Genomic DNA, 15769 nt, shown 5'->3' with positions numbered 1-15769 from the left:
GGTGATCCCCTTCGTAACGGCGCGCATCATGCGCCTTTGGGTGACTCCCCGTCAAGAATCCTTGAGAATCCTTGGATTCGCCTCATCGCAAAAAGGCGTCGATCCCGGCCCAGCGCGGCCAGCGCAGCCGCCGGGCGGTACGGGCGTTCATGCCGCCGAGCGCGATCACCGGCACCGGCGCATGCGCCGCCAGCAGGCGGAAGCGCAACGGGCCGAGCGCCTTGCCGCCGGGGTGCGAACGGGTCGGGAAGACTGGCGAAAGCAGCACGGCGGCGGCCCGGCAGGCGCGGCGCAGCTCGCGCAGGGAATGGGCCGTAGCCAGGGTGGCATCGCCATGCGGGCCATAGGATCCGTCCGCGCCCCAGCGCCGCGCCTGCGCCGCGCTTCCCGCCAGCACGACCGCGATCCCGCGCGCGCGGGCCAGCCGCGCCAGCCGATCGAACCGCGCCCGCCGCGCGCCCTCCGGCAGGTGATAGTGGCGGAACACGAAACCACTGCCGCGCGGCAGCCGCTTGATGGCGCGTTCCAGCGCCGCATCGTTGCGCGCGTCGCTCAGCAGCCAGATATGCGGGAGGGGCTTCTTTCGTGGCACCGGGCCGCTATAGCACCGCGCCATGACCTATCCAGCTTCCGATCCAGCCGCGCTCCTGTCCGACATTGCCGACCGTATCGCCCGCGCCGCCCGGATTGCCGGGCGCAAGGTGGAGGAGATCACGCTGGTGGCCGTCAGCAAGACCCATCCGGCCGAGCGGATCGCGCCCCTCATTGCCGCCGGGCAGCGCGTGTTCGGCGAAAACCGGGTGCAGGAAGCCGCCGAAAAGTGGCCCGCCCTGCGCGCGGCCCATCCGGGGATCGAACTGCATCTGGTTGGCCAGCTCCAGTCGAACAAGGCGGAAGACGCGGTTGCGCTGTTCGATTGCATTCATTCGCTAGACCGGCCCTCGCTGGTCTCTGCGCTGGGCAAGGCGATGGACAAGGCCGGGCGGCAGGTGCCGTGCTTCGTCCAGGTCAATATCGGCGCGGAAGAGCAGAAGGGCGGCTGCGCGATTGCCGATCTGCCCGCCTTGCTGGCCGAGGCCCGCGCGGCGCAGATTCCGGTGATCGGGCTGATGTGCGTGCCGCCGCTGGGGATCGAACCCGCCCCGTTCTTTGCCCTCACCGACAAGCTGGCCGCCGACCATGGCCTGGCCGGCCGGTCGATGGGGATGAGCGATGACTTCGAAACGGCGATCATGCTGGGGGCCACTCACATCCGCGTCGGTTCCGCCTTGTTCGGCGCGCGCGGCTGACCTAGCCTGTCCTTCAGGGCGGCCGAACGACCGTCAGGGAGGATCATGACCGAGGTATCGAGCGACAGTTTCCGCGAATGGATTCCGGCCGGCTGGCCCGCGCGCAGCCTGGCCGAGTGCGAGGCGATCCTGTGCGCGCCGGGCGCGCGCTTCGAATACGAGACGATCCCCATTCGCGGTGTGCCCACCCGGGTCTGGAAGAATGCCCCCGCCAACCTTGCCATTCTGGCCCGGCTGGGCCGCAGCCACGGCGATCACACCTTCCTGATCTATGAGGATGAGCGGGTCTCCTATGAGGCCTGGTTCCGTGCGGTGTCCGCCTTTCCCCGGCACCTCCAGTCGCTGGGGGTGCAGAAGGGTGACCGGGTGGCGCTGGCCATGCGCAACCTGCCCGAATGGCCGGTGGTGTTCTTCGCCGCTGTTTCGATCGGCGCGATCTGCGTGCCGCTCAACGCCTGGTGGACCGGGCACGAGCTGGCCTATGGCCTGTCGCACTCGGGCGCCAAGGTGCTGGTCTGCGATGGCGAGCGGCTGGACCGGATCCAGCCGCACCGCGCCGAACTGCCGGGCCTGGCCCACATCATCGCCTCGCGCCGGGATGACCTGCCCGTCGGGGTAGTGGCCTTGGAAAGCGTGATCGGGCCTTCTGCGGCCTGGTCCGGCCTGCCTGACCAGGACCTGCCCGACGTCGAACTCGCTCCGGACGATGACGCGACGATTCTCTATACGTCCGGCACCACCGGCAATCCCAAGGGGGCGCTGGGCACGCACCGCAACTTCCTCACCAACATCCTGTCGACTGGCTATGCGGCCGCGCGGCAGGTTCTGCGCCGGGGCGAAGCCTTGCCCGATCCGGCTCGCAAGGTGCTGCTGACGGTCATCCCGCTGTTCCACGCCACCGCCTGTTCGGCCACGCTGATGGGCGCGATCGCGGCGGGCCACACCATGATCTTCATGTACAAGTGGGATCCGGTCCGGGCCTTCCAGATCATCGAGCGCGAAAAGGTCAATTCGACCGGCGGGGTGCCGACCATCGCCTGGCAGCTGATCGAGCACCCGGAGCGGAGCAAGTACGACCTCTCCTCGATCGAGGCGATCGGCTATGGCGGCGCGCCTTCCGCCCCCGAACTGGTCCGCAAGATCCGCGAGGTGTTTGGCGCGCTGCCCGGCAATGGCTGGGGGATGACTGAGACCACCGCCACGGTCACGACCCATTCGGGCGAAGACTATCTCAACCGGCCGACCAGCTGCGGCCCGCCAGTGGCGGTTGCCCAGCTGAAGGTGCTGGACGATGCGGGCCGCGAACTGCCCCCGGGCCAGATCGGTGAACTTTACGCCGCCGGGCCGATGATCGTGAAAGGCTACTGGCACAATCCGGAAGCCACCGCCGCGACATTCATCGATGGCTGGGTCCGCACCGGGGACCTGGCCTGGCTGGACGAGGAAGGCTTCTGCTTTATCGCCGACCGGGCCAAGGACATCGTGATCCGCGGGGGCGAGAACATCTATTCGTCCGAGGTGGAGAACGTGCTCTACGACCACCCGGCGGTGATGGACGCGGCCGTGGTCGGCATTCCCCACCGCACCCTGGGCGAGGAACCGGCCGCCGTGGTCCACCTGACCCCGGGCCAGTCTGCAACCGAGGCCGAATTGCAGGACTGGGTCCGCGAACGCCTCGCCGCGTTCAAGGTGCCGGTGCGGATCCTGTTCCTGCCCGAAACCCTGCCGCGCAACGCCAACGGCAAGATCCTGAAGAAGGACCTCAAGGCGCTGTTCGACTGATCTCAGTCGGCGGTGGCCAGTTCGGCGGGGGAGGAACCACAGGCCCGGGCCGCGCGCAGCGGTTCTTCGCCGGTCAGGGCCTTCAGCCCCAGCCGAGCGAACAGCGCGGCGTCGGCATCGTCCCCGGCATTGGCGGCGGTCAGCAGCCGGTCGCCGGTGAAGATCGAGTTGGCCCCGGCGAGGAAGCAAAGCGCCTGGGTCGCCTCGCTCATGCTCTCGCGCCCGGCGGAAAGGCGGACCATCGATTGCGGCATGGTGATCCGGGCAACCGCCACGGTCCGGACGAATTCGATGTCATCGATCCGCGCCAGCGGCGTATCGGCCAACATGTTGCCCAGCACCGTGCCCTTGATCGGCACCAGCGCGTTGATCGGCACCGATTCCGGGTGGCGCGGCAGAGTGGCGAGGGTGTGGATGAAGCCCACCCGGTCGGCCCGGGTTTCGCCCATGCCGACGATCCCGCCCGAACAGACGTTGATCCCGGCGGCGCGGACATGGTCCAGCGTTTCCAGCCGGTCTTCCAGCGTGCGGGTGGTGATGATCTCGCCATAGAGCTCGGGCGAGGTGTCGATGTTGTGGTTGTAATAATCCAGCCCGGCCTCGGCCAGCATCGCGGCCTGGGCGGGGGTCAGCATACCCAGCGTCATGCAGGTTTCCATGCCCATCGCCCGCACGCCTTTCACGATCTCGACGATCGCGGGCATGTCGCGGTCCTTGGGGTTGCGCCAGGCGGCGCCCATGCAGAACCGCTGCGAACCGGCATCGCGCGCCTGGGCGGCCGATTGCAGCACCGCGCGCACGTCCATCAGCTTGGTCGCGGCCACCCCGCTGTCGGCATAGATCGACTGGCTGCAATAGCCGCAGTCTTCCGGGCAGCCGCCGGTCTTGATCGACAGCAGCGTGCACAGCTGCACCTCGTCCGGGGCGTGGTGGGCGCGATGCGTGGTCGCGGCCTGGAACAGCAGCTCGGTAAAGGGCAGGTCAAACAGTGCGTCGATTTCGTCGCGGGTCCAGTCGGTGCGCAAGGGTATTCTCCATCGTGGGGCCGCGGTCCTTAGCCGCACCCGCCCCGATGGCAAGAGGAGCCTCGCGTGCGACCTAGCCCTTGTGCCGGTCCAGTTCGTCGCCCTGGAGGGTCACCACGTGGAGCAGGTTGGTCGAACCCGGCGTGCCGAACGGCACTCCGGCCAGCGCGATCAGCTTCGATCCCGCGCTGCCGAAGCCGTGGCGCAGTGCCATCCGCTTGCCCTTGGCAATCATCTCCTCGAAGCTGCCGATGTCCTTGGTGGTCACGGCATGGGCGCCCCACAGCAGCGCCATGCGCCGGGCGGTCTTCTGCGCCGGGGTCAGCACCAGCATCGGCGCGGCCGGCCGCTCGCGGGCCACGCGGCGGGCGGTGCTGCCCGAGCCGGTGAAGACGATCACCCCCGCGATGGGGAGCGATTCCGCGATCGAGGCGCAGGAATGGGCCAGCGCGTCAGCCGTGGTGCGATCGGGCAGGATTTCGGCAAAGCTGACCTGCTGGCGATAGCCCGGATCGCGTTCCACCTGGCCCGCGATGCGGTGCATGATGGTGACGGCTTCGACCGGCCAGGCCCCGCTGGCCGTTTCAGCCGAGAGCATCACGGCATCGGCCCCGTCATAGACCGCGTTGGCCACGTCCGACACTTCGGCGCGGGTTGGGGCCGGGCTTTCGATCATCGATTCGAGCATTTGCGTGGCCACGACCACCGGCTTGCCGCTGCGGCGGGTGGCGGCAACGATCCGCTTCTGGATCGGCGGCACTTCCTCGGGGTTGAGTTCGACGCCCAGGTCACCGCGCGCGACCATGATCCCGTCGGCCAGTTCGATGATCTCTTCCAGCCGGTCGACCGCGGCGGGCTTTTCGATCTTGGCCATCAGCGCGCCATAGCCGCCCATCAGGCGGCGAGCCTCGGCCACGTCCTCGGGCCGCTGGACGAAGGACAGGGCGATCCAGTCGGCCCCGTTCTCCACCGCGAAGGCAAGGTCGCGGCGGTCCTTCTCGGTCATGGCCGGCACCGGTACCACGGCATCGGGCACGTTCACGCCCTTGCGGTCCATGATCACCCCGCCGACCTCGGCCGAACAGAGGATCGCGTCCTGGCTGGCCTCGATCACCTTCAGTCGCAGCTTGCCATCGTCGATCAGCAGGCGCTGGCCCTTGCGCAGCACGCCGAACAGTTCCGGGTGGGGCAGGCAGACGCGGCTATCATCGCCCGGTTCGGGATTGCGGTCGAAGGTGAAGTGGCCGGAATGGCGGATCACCGCCTTGCCGCCCTTGAACTGGCCGACGCGCAGCTTCGGCCCCTGCAGGTCGCACAGGATCGCCACCGGGCGGCCCACATCCTTTTCGACCGCGCGGATCGCGGCGATGGTTTCGCGGTGAGTTTCGTGATCGCCGTGGCTCATGTTGACGCGGAACGCGTCGGCCCCGGCCAGCAGCAGCTTCTCGATCATTTCCGGGCTGCGGCTGGCTGGCCCCAGCGTTGCCAGGATCTTGATCTTGCGGCCGCGCGGATCGAACTTCGCCATTGTTTTCCTTCCTCAGGTCAGCCTGCCTATGGCAAAGGCGGTGCGAAAGACCAAGGACTGTCCCGATGAGCTGCTCTGAAAATACGAATGTAGACGCTGGCGATCCGCTGGATGCGCTGGACGATGCCGTGGCCGCTGCCGCGTTCCGCCGCATGGTGCGCCACCTGCGCCACCGGCACGATGCCCAGAACATCGAGCTGATGGGGCTGGCGGGCTTCTGCCGCAATTGCCTGGCCGACTGGATTCGCGAGGCCGGTGCCCCCCTCGACAAGGAGGCCGCGCGCGAAGTGATCCATGGCATGCCTTCCGCCGAGTGGAAGGCCCGCTTCCAGACCGAGGCAACGGCGGAGCAGCTCGCCCGGATGGAAGCGAGCCTGAAGAAGAACGCGCCCGCTCACTGAGCGGCAGCCCACTGATTTCCACAGGCAGCGCTTTGCCCGAATCTGTTCGCACCGCTAACCGCGTGGCCAACCGATTCACCCGCTTACCGGAGTTTCCCCATGGCCAACGCCACCGATGACCGCCTGCGCCTGCTGATCGAACGCGTCGAGCGCCTGGAAGAAGAAAAGAAGGGCATCACCGACGATATCCGCGACGTCTACGCCGAAGCCAAGGCCGTGGGCTATGACGTGAAGATCATGCGTCAGATCGTCCGCCTGCGGAAGATGAAGCCCGATGACCGGGCCGAGATGGAAGCGATCCTCGATACCTACAAGGCGGCCTTGGGGCTCGGCTGACGCCTGCGCCATTGGCAAGACGGCCCTCGGGCTGGGCTGACGCTGGCTCCCGGCGCCGGTTGATCGCGGCGGGGCACTCCCTATCTTGGGCTAACCATCCCCGGGAAAAGGAGTTTCCCCATGATCGTTACCACCACTTCCACGGTCGAGGGCCGGCCGGTCCAGCAGTATCTTGGCATCGTCACCGGCGAAGTGATCGTCGGCGCGAACCTGTTCCGCGACCTGTTCGCCAGCGTCCGGGATATCGTTGGTGGCCGGTCCGGCTCCTATGAAGACGTGCTGGCCCGCGCCCGGATGCAGGCGCTGCAGGAAATGCAGGACACCGCGCGCAACCTGGGCGGCAATGCCGTGATCGGCGTGGATATCGATTACGAAGTGCTGGGCAGCAACGGCTCGATGCTGATGGTCAGCGCTTCGGGCACGGCTGTTGTAGTCTGAAGCAGGGCCGGTGCCGCTACTGCCGTCAGGCAGAACCGGGACTCAAGGTTGTCTGATTGCTGTCGCTGGGCTAGGGGGCGGGCCAATTCCACCTCCTAGCTGACGGCGTTTCCCATGGCAGGCCATTCCAAATTCAAGAACATCATGCACCGCAAGGGTGCGCAGGATAAGAAGCGCGCCGCGCAGTTTTCCAAGCTCAGCCGCGAAATCACCGTTGCGGCCAAGATGGGCATGCCCGATCCCGACATGAACCCGCGCCTGCGCGCCGCGGTGAATGCCGCGCGCGCCCAGTCGATGCCAAAGGACAACATCCAGCGGGCGATCGACAAGGCCAGCAAGGGCGATGCCGAGAACTACGAGGAAGTGCGGTATGAGGGCTATGGCCCCGGCGGCGTAGCCCTGATCGTCGAGGCGCTGACCGACAACCGCAATCGCACCGCTACGAACGTGCGCACCGCCTTTGCCAAGAACGGCGGCAACCTGGGCGCATCGGGCGCGGTGAGCCACGGGTTCGAACGGCTCGGCCTGATCGAATATCCCGGCAGCGCCGGCGATGCCGACAAGGTGTTCGAAGCCGCGCTCGAAGCCGGGGCTGACGACGTTGAAAGCGATGCCGAGAGCCACGCGATCTGGGTCGCGGTCGAAAACCTCCATCCGGTCGCGCGCGAACTCGAAAAGGTGCTCGGCGAAGCCGAAGGCGTGAAGCTGGCGTGGAAGCCCGGCCTCAAGACCGAAGTGGACGTTGAAACCGCCCGCACCCTGCTCAAGCTGATCGACGTGCTGGACGATGACGATGACGTCCAGACCGTCTGGGGCAATTACGAAATCCCCGATGCGGTGATGGAGCAGCTGGGCTGATGCAGCGCGCGCGCCGCGTGGCCCGCTGGCTGATCGCCGGTGCCGCCGCGGCGTCGAGCGCGAGCGCGGTTCCGGCGACCCCGCCACAGGTCCTATTCGATTGCCGCAACGATGACTGGGCGGTCGAACTGCTAGGCACCGCAGACCAGCGCCTGATCCTGTTCACCACGCCGCTGAAGGGCAGGGGAGGGGTGGGCAATGCCCAGTCGAGCTGGGACGAGGTCCGCGAAGGCCACGTGATCGGCCAGGGCGGTGGCCACCAGCGCCATATCCGGCTGTCCGATGGCGTGCGGCAGGTCATTCTCCTCGAAGGGATGGACGGCTCGCTGGCCGACCGGCCGGGCCGGACCTATGCCGGGGCGCTGACCATCACGAACAGCAATCCGGCCCAGGATTTCCGGATCGATTGCCCCGCGAGCCAGATCAACGCCAGCCTTGTTGCGAACGTGGCCGAGTGGGCCGAGCGCGTCGGCGCACCGCTTCCGCGTGCCGAAGACGAAGGCGGACCCTTCGATGGCTGGTTCTGAGCCGTGCTGATTATCGGCCTTGATCCCTCGCTCAGCTGCACCGGCTGGGGGATCGTGGCGAAAAGCGGCAATCGGCTGAGTCATGTCGCCAATGGCCAGGTCAGGACCGATCCCGCAGCGGCGCTGGCCGAACGGCTGGTCACGCTGGACCGCGAGCTCAGCGATGTCATCGCCCGCTACCAGCCCGATAGAGGCGCGGTGGAGGAAGTTTTCGTCAACGCCAATCCGCAATCGACGCTCAAGCTCGGGCAGGCGCGGGGCGTCTGCCTGCTGGCCCTGGCGCGGGCCGGAATGCCGGTTGCGGAATATGCCACGCGGCTGGTCAAGAAAGCGATTGTCGGCACCGGCGGGGCGGAAAAGGCCCAGGTCCAGGCCATGCTGAAAGTGCTGCTGCCGGGGGTCGCACTAACCGGGGCCGATGCCGCCGATGCCCTGGCCGTGGCAATCACCCACGCCCACCTGCTGCGCGCCTGAACCCCTGCCTCCTGCCGCTGGCGGTGTACCGGTACGCTGGACGCCTCCGGTCCCGTGCGGCAGATCGTTCCGCCTGAAACCAGTTTCACCGGGGGATTCTCATGCTTAACCTTTCAGGGCTCGATCACGGCCGCGATCTCAGCCAGCTTGGCCTGCGGCTGCTGACCGGCAGCTTCCTGATGCACGAAACGCTGGACAATATCGTCAGCCCGGCGCGGATGCAGGAATTCGTCGGCTTCATGACCCAGTTCGGCTTTCCCGCTCCGAACCTGATGGCCCCGCTGGGCGTCTGGGTACAGTTCATCAGCGGTGCGCTGCTGGTGCTGGGCCTGTTCACCCGCTGGGCGGGGCTCGCCGTGGCGGCAACCTTCGTGGTGGCCGTGGCCATGGTCCACTTTGCCGAACCCTATCGCGGTTGGTGGCCGGCGATCGTGCTGGTGTTCATCGGCGCGCATTTCGCCACCCATGGCGCGGGGCGGTGGAGCGTGGACGGCTGGCGGGCGAAGTAGGCGGAGTGCCTATCCGAACACGTCCAAATCGTCATCCGCGAAGCCCTGGCCGCGTTTCAGCGCCAGGGCTCCGCGAATGCCGTTGACCAGGTAGACCAGCACCAGCCCGCCCATAACGATGCCGCCGATGCTGATCGCAACGATCTTGCCGATCAGCTCCAGCGTGGCCAGGACCGCGGTGGCCATGCCCCAATAGGCGCCCTTGCCGGTCCGCAGCCGCAGCCCGGCGATCATCGCCACCACGAATTCCAGCCCGGCCCCGATCATCACCGCGATTCCCTCGGGCGTGCCGAACCCCGCGCTCCCGCCCAGCACGAAGAAGCCCAGCACGGCGAGGCCCGCAAAGATGAAACAGGCCAGCGCGCCCTGGTGCGTGGCGGTATGCGCGCCCAGGCGGCTGGTCAGGTCGACCTGCCAGAATTTCCCCGCGGAATCGCTGAAGGCCATGATTTCGTTCTCCCCCCGGTCAGGCCCTCAAGCCTAACGGCTGGGGGCAATTGCACAAGCCGCTGGCATTGCCGTTCGAAAGCTGCCAATAGAACAAAGCATGATCGCCCGCCTTTCCGGCCTGCTGGATGACTTTGGCCCCGACTGGGCCGTGATCGACGTCAACGGCGTCGGCTACCTCGTCCATTGCAGCGCCCGCACGCTCGATGCGCTGGGCACGCGGGGGGACCGGGTGACGGTCCATACCGAACTGCAGGTTTCCGAAAACGACATGCGCCTGATCGGCTTTGCCTCGGCCGGGGAGCGCGAATGGTTCCGCCTGCTGACCGGGGTGCAGGGGGTGGGATCGAAGATGGCGCTGGCAGTGCTGTCCGCGCTGACCGTTGACGAACTCCAGCGCGCGTGTGCTGGGGGAGATGCGGCGATGGTCGCCCGCGCGCAGGGCGTGGGGCCGAAGCTGGCGGGCCGGATCGTCAACGAATTGAAGGACAAGGCGGGGGGGCTTCCCTCTGCCGTCGGTGCCGCCATCGCTGCCGCGCCGGCCGGATCGGCCAGCCAGGATGCCGTTTCGGCGCTCCAGAACCTGGGCTTCAAGCCCAATATCGCAACGCAGGCCGTCGCCCGCGCGATCGAGGAACTGGGCGATGGCGCGGGGCTGAATGACCTGGTGCGGGTCGCGCTGAAGAGGGCGACGGGGTGACCGACAACCCGCTCCTCTCCTCCGCCCGCCTGCCCGAGGATCCCGACGCCGCGCTGCGGCCCAAAACGCTGGCCGAATTCGTCGGACAGGCGGCGGCGAAGGACAACCTGCGCGTCTTCATCGAAAGCGCGAAATCGCGGCGCGAGGCGATGGATCACGTGCTGTTCTTCGGCCCGCCGGGGCTGGGCAAGACCACGCTGGCGCAAATCGTCGCCAAGGAGCTGGGCGTGGGCTTTCGCGCCACCTCCGGCCCGGTGATTGCCAAGGCGGGCGATCTGGCCGCGCTGCTCACCAATCTGGAAGAGGGCGACGTCCTGTTCATCGACGAGATTCACCGCCTCAACCCCCAGGTCGAGGAAGTGCTCTATCCGGCGATGGAGGACCGCGCGCTTGACCTGATCATTGGCGAGGGGCCATCGGCGCGCTCGGTGCGGATCGACCTGCCGCCCTTCACCCTGGTCGGCGCGACCACCCGGGCCGGCCTTTTGACCACGCCGCTGCGCGACCGGTTCGGCATTCCGGTGCGGCTCAATTTCTATACCGAGGCGGAGCTGGAACGCGTGGTGACGCGCGGGGCCGGACTGCTGGGGATCGGGATCGAACCCGATGGCGCGCGCGAGATTGCCCGGCGCGCGCGCGGCACCCCGCGCGTGGCCGGGCGCCTGCTGCGCCGGGTGCGCGATTTCGCCCATGTCGAGGGTCATGCCGCGATCACCCGGGGCCAGGCCGATGCCGCGCTGACCCGGCTGGAAGTGGACGCGCTGGGGCTCGATACGATGGACCGGCGGTACCTGACGATGATCGCCGAGCTCTACAATGGCGGGCCGGTGGGAGTGGAAACGCTGGCGGCGGGTCTCAGCGAGCCGCGCGACACGATCGAGGATGTGATCGAACCCTTCCTGATCCAGCTGGGCCTGATCGCCCGCACCGCGCGCGGGCGTTGTCTTAACGCGCGGGGCTGGCAGCATCTGGGTCTGGCGGCACCCCAGGGTCAATTGGGCGGCAGCCAGGCCGGGCTGTTCGATGCCGGCGATTCGCTGTCCGACTAGCTGAAAAGCCCGCGTTCGTTAGGAAGTTAGCAGACAATCGGTTCCAGAATGGGACAGCTCGGGTCCGGGCCGGTCGCTGCGCGTACGAATCCCGCTGCGGGACAGGCAAAACATGGTTAACCCGATTGTCGCTTAATAATTCGTCTGCGTTTCTGTGCCTATTGGGGCAATCCGGCAGCATTGGCTGTTCGGTTCGTGCCCCAGCCCGAAGCAGAAGAAAGCGCAGCCTATGTCGGTTCGGATGGCCCTAGTGAAATTGTCCGCGATTGCCGCGGGCGGTGCCGTGGTGGGCGGCGGGGCGGTGCACGTGGCCGAGGCCCCGGCTGCCCAGGTCCAGTACGTCAAGCACGCCAAGCAGGCCAAGCCGATGAAGCGCAAGGTGGTTCGCACCGCCCAGGCGCCGCGCCAGACGAAGAAGATTCGCCGCGTGATCACCAAGTCGGTCAGCTGCGCCACGCCGGAACCGCAGCAGATGGCCCTGGCCGCGCTGCCGATGCTGCCGCAACTGCCGCCGATGCCGACCCCCTCGGGCGGTGGTGGCGAAGTGACCGTGATCGGCGGTTCGGGCGGCTTCGGCTTTGGCGGCGGCTTCTTCGGCGGGTTCTTCGGCGGCAGCGGCGGTTCGAGCGGCTCGGTGGTCGTCTCCACCACCACTTCGGGCGGCTCGACCTCGACCTCGTCCTCGGGGGGCAGCTCGTCCACCTCGGGGGGCAGCTCGTCTACCTCGACCGGCGGCTTCACCTCGACCGGCGGTTCGACCTCCACTTCGAGCGGCGGCTCGTCGACCTCGACCGGGGGCCTGACCAGCACGACCACGACCGGCGGGATCACCTCCAGCTCGACCACTTCGACCGGCGGTGTCTCGACCTCCACGGGCGGTGTCTCGACCTCGACCGGCGGCGTGTCGACCAGCACCGGCGGTGTCACCAGCTCCAGCTCCACCTCGACGTCATCGGGCAATGTCTCGACCTCGACTGGCGGTGTCACCAGTTCGAGCTCCAGCTCCAGCTCGACCTCGTCGGGCAATGTCAGCTCGAGCTCGGGCAACAACGCCAGCTCGTCGAGCTCGACTTCGGGCAACGTCTCGTCGTCCTCGTCGGGCAATGTGACCTCGTCGAGCTCGACCTCGGGCAACGTCAGCACCAGCTCGTCGACCTCGTCGTCCGGCAATGTCAGCACCAGCACCTCGAGCTCGGGCAATGTCAGCACGAGCACCTCGGGCTCGTCGAGCACCAGCTCGTCGACTTCGGGCAGCTCCTCGACCTCGACCAGTTCGTCGACCTCGGGCAGCTCGTCAACTTCGACCAGCACCTCGTCCTCGGGCAATACCACGACCAGCACTTCGTCCTCGGGCAACACCACGACGACGAGCACTTCCTCGGGCGGTCACGAGGTGCCCGCGCCGCCGATGTTGCTGCTGTTCGGCGCGGCTGCCGCGGCGCTGGTCGGCCGTCGCCGCCTGGGCAAGCAGCAGGGGGCCTGACCGGCCACTGACCGGCTAAGGAATACCGTTCAAATGGGGGGACAGGGCGGCCTTCGCGGGCCGCCCTTCTAGTTTGGGGAACCCGCAACGCAAAAGGGGCGCCGTCCGGCCGGACGACGCCCCTTTTCGTTAGCCCTGTCGCTAAGGATCAGGCGGCCAGCTTGCGCAGCACGTAGTGCAGGATGCCGCCGTTCATGAAGTATTCTACCTCGTTGGCGGTATCGATCCGGCACAGCGCGGTGAAGGTGAACTGGCTGCCATCCTTGCGGGTGACTTCCACTTCCACATCCTGGCGCGGGGTCAGGCTGGCGACGCCCTTGATCGTGTAGGTGCAATCGCCATCGAGGCCCAGCGTCTCGCGGGTCTCGCCGTCCTTGAACTGCAGCGGTAGCACGCCCATGCCGACCAGGTTAGAGCGGTGGATGCGCTCGAAGCTTTCGACGATCACCGCGCGCACGCCCAGGAGGTTGGTGCCCTTGGCCGCCCAGTCACGGCTGGAGCCGGTGCCGTATTCCTTTCCGGCCACGACCACCATCGGCGTGCCATCGGCCTTGTGCTTCATCGCCACGTCATAGACCGGCAGCACTTCGCCATTGTAGCGGCTGAACCCGCCTTCGGTGCCGGGGACCATCTCGTTCTTGATGCGGATGTTGGCAAAGGTGCCGCGCATCATCACTTCGTGGTGGCCACGGCGCGCGCCGTAGGAGTTGAAGTCGGCCTTGGCGACCTGGTGCTCCATCAGCCACTGGCCTGCCGGACTGTCGGCCTTGATGTTGCCGGCCGGGCTTATGTGGTCGGTGGTGATCGAATCGCCCAGGATCAGCAGCGGCTTGGCCTCGATGATGTCCTGCACCGGGGCCGGGGTCATCGTCATGCCTTCGAAGTAGGGCGGGTTGGCGACATAGGTCGAACCGGCGCGCCACGAATAGGTTTCCGAACCCGTGACGTTGATCGCCTGCCAGTGCTCGTCACCCTTGTAGACGTCGGCATAGCGGGCCTGGAACATCTCGCGCGTGACGCAGGCGTTCATGGTTTCGGCGACTTCGAGGTTGGTCGGCCAGATGTCCTTGAGGAACACGTCCTGCCCGTCCTTGCCGGTGCCGATTGGCGTGGTGACGAAATCGTCGATCACCGTGCCCTTGAGCGCATAGGCCACCACCAGCGGCGGGCTGGCGAGGAAGTTGGCGCGCACGTCGGGCGAGACGCGGCCTTCGAAGTTGCGGTTGCCCGAGATGACGGCGGCGGCAACCAGCCCGTTCTCGTTGATCGCCTTGCTGATCGGTTCGGCGAGCGGGCCAGAGTTGCCGATGCAGGTGGTGCAGCCATAGCCGACCAGGTTGAAGCCGATATTGTCGAGGTGGCTCTGCAGCCCGGCCTTGATCAGGTAATCGGTGACGACTTGGCTGCCGGGGGCCAGCGAGGTCTTGACCCAGGGCTTGGGCTTCAGGCCCAGCTCGTCGGCCTTCTTGGCAACGAGGCCGGCGGCGACCAGCACGCCGGGGTTGCTGGTGTTGGTGCAGCTGGTGATCGCCGCGATCATCACGTCGCCATCGCCGATGTCGAAGTCTTTGCCCTCGACCGGCACGCGGGTGTTGGCCTTCTTGTAGGTCTCGGCCATGTCCTTGGCGAAGACATCGTCGACATCGGGCAGCGAGACGCGGTCCTGCGGGCGCTTCGGCCCGGCGAGCGACGGCACGACGGTGCCCATGTCGAGCTCCAGCGTCGAGGAGAACACCGGCTCCGGCCCGTTCGGGTCAAGCCAGAAGCCCTGCTCCTTGGCATAGGCTTCGACCAGGGCGATCTGGCTTTCCTCGCGGCCGGTGAGGCGCAGGTAATCGAGCGTCTTGTCGTCGATCCCGAAGAAGCCGCAGGTCGCGCCATATTCGGGGGCCATGTTGGCCAGGGTCGCACGGTCCGCCAGGCTCAGCGAGGCGAGGCCCGGGCCATAGTATTCGACGAAGCGGCCAACCACGCCGTGCTTGCGCAGCAGGTTCGTGCAGGTCAGCACCAGGTCGGTCGCGGTCACGCCTTCGCTGAGCTTGCCGGTCAGCTTGAAGCCGACCACTTCAGGGATCAGCATCGACACCGGCTGGCCCAGCATTGCGGCCTCGGCCTCGATCCCGCCGACGCCCCAGCCCAGCACGCCCAGGCCGTTGATCATGGTGGTGTGGCTGTCGGTGCCGACGCAGGTGTCGGGATAGGCCACGGTCGCGCCGTGCTGGTCGGTCGAGGTCCAGACGGTCTTGGCGATGTTCTCCAGATTGACCTGGTGGCAGATGCCGGTGCCCGGCGGCACGGCGTAGAAGTTGTTGAGCGACTTCGAGCCCCACTTGAGGAAGTCATAGCGCTCCATGTTGCGGTGGTATTCGATCTCGACGTTTTCCTGGAAGGCCTTGGGGTGGCCGAATTCATCGACCATCACCGAGTGGTCGATCACCAGGTTGACGGGGACCAGCGGGTTGATCCGCGAAGTATCCCCGCCCAGCTTGGCGATGGCATCGCGCATCGCGGCCAGGTCCACCACGCAGGGCACGCCGGTGAAATCCTGCAGCAGCACGCGGGCCGGGCGATACTGGATTTCCTCGGTCGATTCGGTCGGGTTCTTCTGCCAGTCGATCACGGCCTTCACGTGGTCGGTCGAAACGGTGAAGCCGCCGTCCTCGAAGCGCAGCAGGTTCTCCAGCAGCACCTTCATGCTGAAGGGCAGGCGCGAGATGTCGCCCAGCTTGGCCGCGGCCTTGTTCAGCGAATAATAGGCATAGTCCTTGCCGCCGACGGTCAGCGTGCTGCGCGTGCCGAGCGTGTCCTGTCCGACCTGGGTCATCCCGCAAATACTCCTGTTGGTGGTGCCCGCCTGCGCGCACGCCCCTTTCGCGGGTGCAGCCGGGCTTTATCGGCGCTGCCGATGCGCGGGATTGCCCCG

General features: G+C 67.1%; 17 protein-coding genes. 11 read left to right on the top strand and 6 right to left on the bottom strand.

What is annotated here, in order from left to right:
* Nucleotides 1-82: 82 nt before the first annotated feature.
* Nucleotides 83-616 carry a thiamine phosphate synthase gene (locus tag O9281_RS13060; RefSeq protein WP_298186635.1) on the bottom strand — a complete coding sequence of 178 codons (534 nt, stop codon included), beginning with the start codon at nt 614-616 and terminating at the stop codon, nt 83-85.
* Between O9281_RS13060 and O9281_RS13055 the strand changes: the two genes are divergently transcribed.
* Nucleotides 615-1289, top strand: coding sequence for a YggS family pyridoxal phosphate-dependent enzyme (locus tag O9281_RS13055; protein WP_298186632.1), 675 nt, complete (start codon nt 615-617; stop codon nt 1287-1289). The two genes, O9281_RS13060 and O9281_RS13055, sit on opposite strands and share 2 nt — an antisense overlap.
* Before the next feature lie 45 nt (nt 1290-1334).
* Nucleotides 1335-3071, top strand: coding sequence for a class I adenylate-forming enzyme family protein (locus O9281_RS13050; protein ID WP_298186629.1), 1737 nt, complete (start codon nt 1335-1337; stop codon nt 3069-3071).
* Between the two features lie 2 nt (nt 3072-3073).
* Here O9281_RS13050 and bioB read toward each other — a convergent pair whose 3' ends face one another.
* Both bioB and pyk read right to left on the bottom strand, forming a co-directional pair.
* A complete protein-coding gene (bioB, locus tag O9281_RS13045) occupies nt 3074-4102 on the bottom strand; it encodes a biotin synthase BioB (protein ID WP_298186953.1) in 1029 nt (342 codons plus the stop codon).
* Nucleotides 4103-4169: 67 nt separating this feature from the next.
* Nucleotides 4170-5624 (bottom strand): pyruvate kinase, encoded by a 1455-nt coding sequence (gene pyk / locus O9281_RS13040; protein ID WP_298186626.1) that lies wholly within the window; start codon nt 5622-5624, stop codon nt 4170-4172.
* Nucleotides 5625-5689: 65 nt separating this feature from the next.
* On the opposite strand from pyk, the gene O9281_RS13035 reads away from it, so the two are divergent.
* The 7 genes from O9281_RS13035 to O9281_RS13005 all read left to right on the top strand — a co-directional run bounded on the left by O9281_RS13035 (nt 5690) and on the right by O9281_RS13005 (nt 9167).
* The gene (locus O9281_RS13035) at nt 5690-6025 is read left to right on the top strand and encodes a DUF1244 domain-containing protein (RefSeq protein WP_298186624.1); all 336 of its coding nucleotides are present in this window, start codon (nt 5690-5692) and stop codon (nt 6023-6025) included.
* 99 nt (nt 6026-6124) lie between these two features.
* Complete coding sequence (locus tag O9281_RS13030) at nt 6125-6361, top strand: DUF2312 domain-containing protein (protein ID WP_298186622.1); 237 nt, start codon at nt 6125-6127, stop codon at nt 6359-6361.
* 120 nt (nt 6362-6481) lie between these two features.
* Complete coding sequence (locus O9281_RS13025) at nt 6482-6799, top strand: heavy metal-binding domain-containing protein (RefSeq protein WP_298186619.1); 318 nt, start codon at nt 6482-6484, stop codon at nt 6797-6799.
* Between the two features lie 114 nt (nt 6800-6913).
* Nucleotides 6914-7657: a YebC/PmpR family DNA-binding transcriptional regulator gene (locus O9281_RS13020; RefSeq protein ID WP_298186617.1), complete on the top strand. Its 744-nt coding sequence runs from the start codon at nt 6914-6916 to the stop codon at nt 7655-7657.
* On the top strand, nt 7657-8184 hold the full coding sequence (locus O9281_RS13015) for a hypothetical protein (RefSeq protein ID WP_298186614.1): 528 nt from the start codon (nt 7657-7659) through the stop codon (nt 8182-8184). The genes O9281_RS13020 and O9281_RS13015 overlap by 1 nt, the downstream gene beginning before the upstream one ends.
* 3 nt (nt 8185-8187) lie before the next feature.
* A complete protein-coding gene (ruvC, locus tag O9281_RS13010) occupies nt 8188-8658 on the top strand; it encodes a crossover junction endodeoxyribonuclease RuvC (RefSeq protein WP_298186612.1) in 471 nt (156 codons plus the stop codon).
* 101 nt (nt 8659-8759) lie between these two features.
* Nucleotides 8760-9167, top strand: a complete 408-nt coding sequence (locus O9281_RS13005; protein WP_298186610.1) for a DoxX family protein — start codon at nt 8760-8762, stop codon at nt 9165-9167.
* A gap of 9 nt (nt 9168-9176) precedes the next feature.
* On the opposite strand, the gene O9281_RS13000 is transcribed toward O9281_RS13005, so the two are convergent.
* Nucleotides 9177-9614, bottom strand: coding sequence for a hypothetical protein (locus O9281_RS13000; RefSeq protein WP_298186609.1), 438 nt, complete (start codon nt 9612-9614; stop codon nt 9177-9179).
* 100 nt (nt 9615-9714) lie between these two features.
* Between O9281_RS13000 and ruvA the strand changes: the two genes are divergently transcribed.
* Both ruvA and ruvB read left to right on the top strand, forming a co-directional pair.
* Nucleotides 9715-10314, top strand: coding sequence for a Holliday junction branch migration protein RuvA (gene ruvA / locus O9281_RS12995; protein WP_298186607.1), 600 nt, complete (start codon nt 9715-9717; stop codon nt 10312-10314).
* Complete coding sequence (gene ruvB, locus O9281_RS12990; protein ID WP_298186604.1) at nt 10311-11363, top strand: Holliday junction branch migration DNA helicase RuvB; 1053 nt, start codon at nt 10311-10313, stop codon at nt 11361-11363. Before ruvA ends, ruvB begins: the two co-directional genes overlap by 4 nt.
* A 132-nt stretch (nt 11364-11495) precedes the next feature.
* On the opposite strand, the gene O9281_RS12985 is transcribed toward ruvB, so the two are convergent.
* Nucleotides 11496-12737 (bottom strand): hypothetical protein, encoded by a 1242-nt coding sequence (locus O9281_RS12985; protein ID WP_298186601.1) that lies wholly within the window; start codon nt 12735-12737, stop codon nt 11496-11498.
* 257 nt (nt 12738-12994) lie between these two features.
* Entirely contained in the window at nt 12995-15670 is a 2676-nt protein-coding gene (gene acnA, locus O9281_RS12980) for an aconitate hydratase AcnA (RefSeq protein ID WP_298186599.1), read from the bottom strand.
* Nucleotides 15671-15769: the final 99 nt, after the last annotated feature.

The organism is Novosphingobium sp. (genome assembly GCF_027531025.1).
GTDB lineage: Bacteria > Pseudomonadota > Alphaproteobacteria > Sphingomonadales > Sphingomonadaceae > Novosphingobium.
The sequence above is the reverse complement of the archived record's forward strand: the minus strand, read 5'-3'. Positions and strand labels throughout refer to the sequence as shown.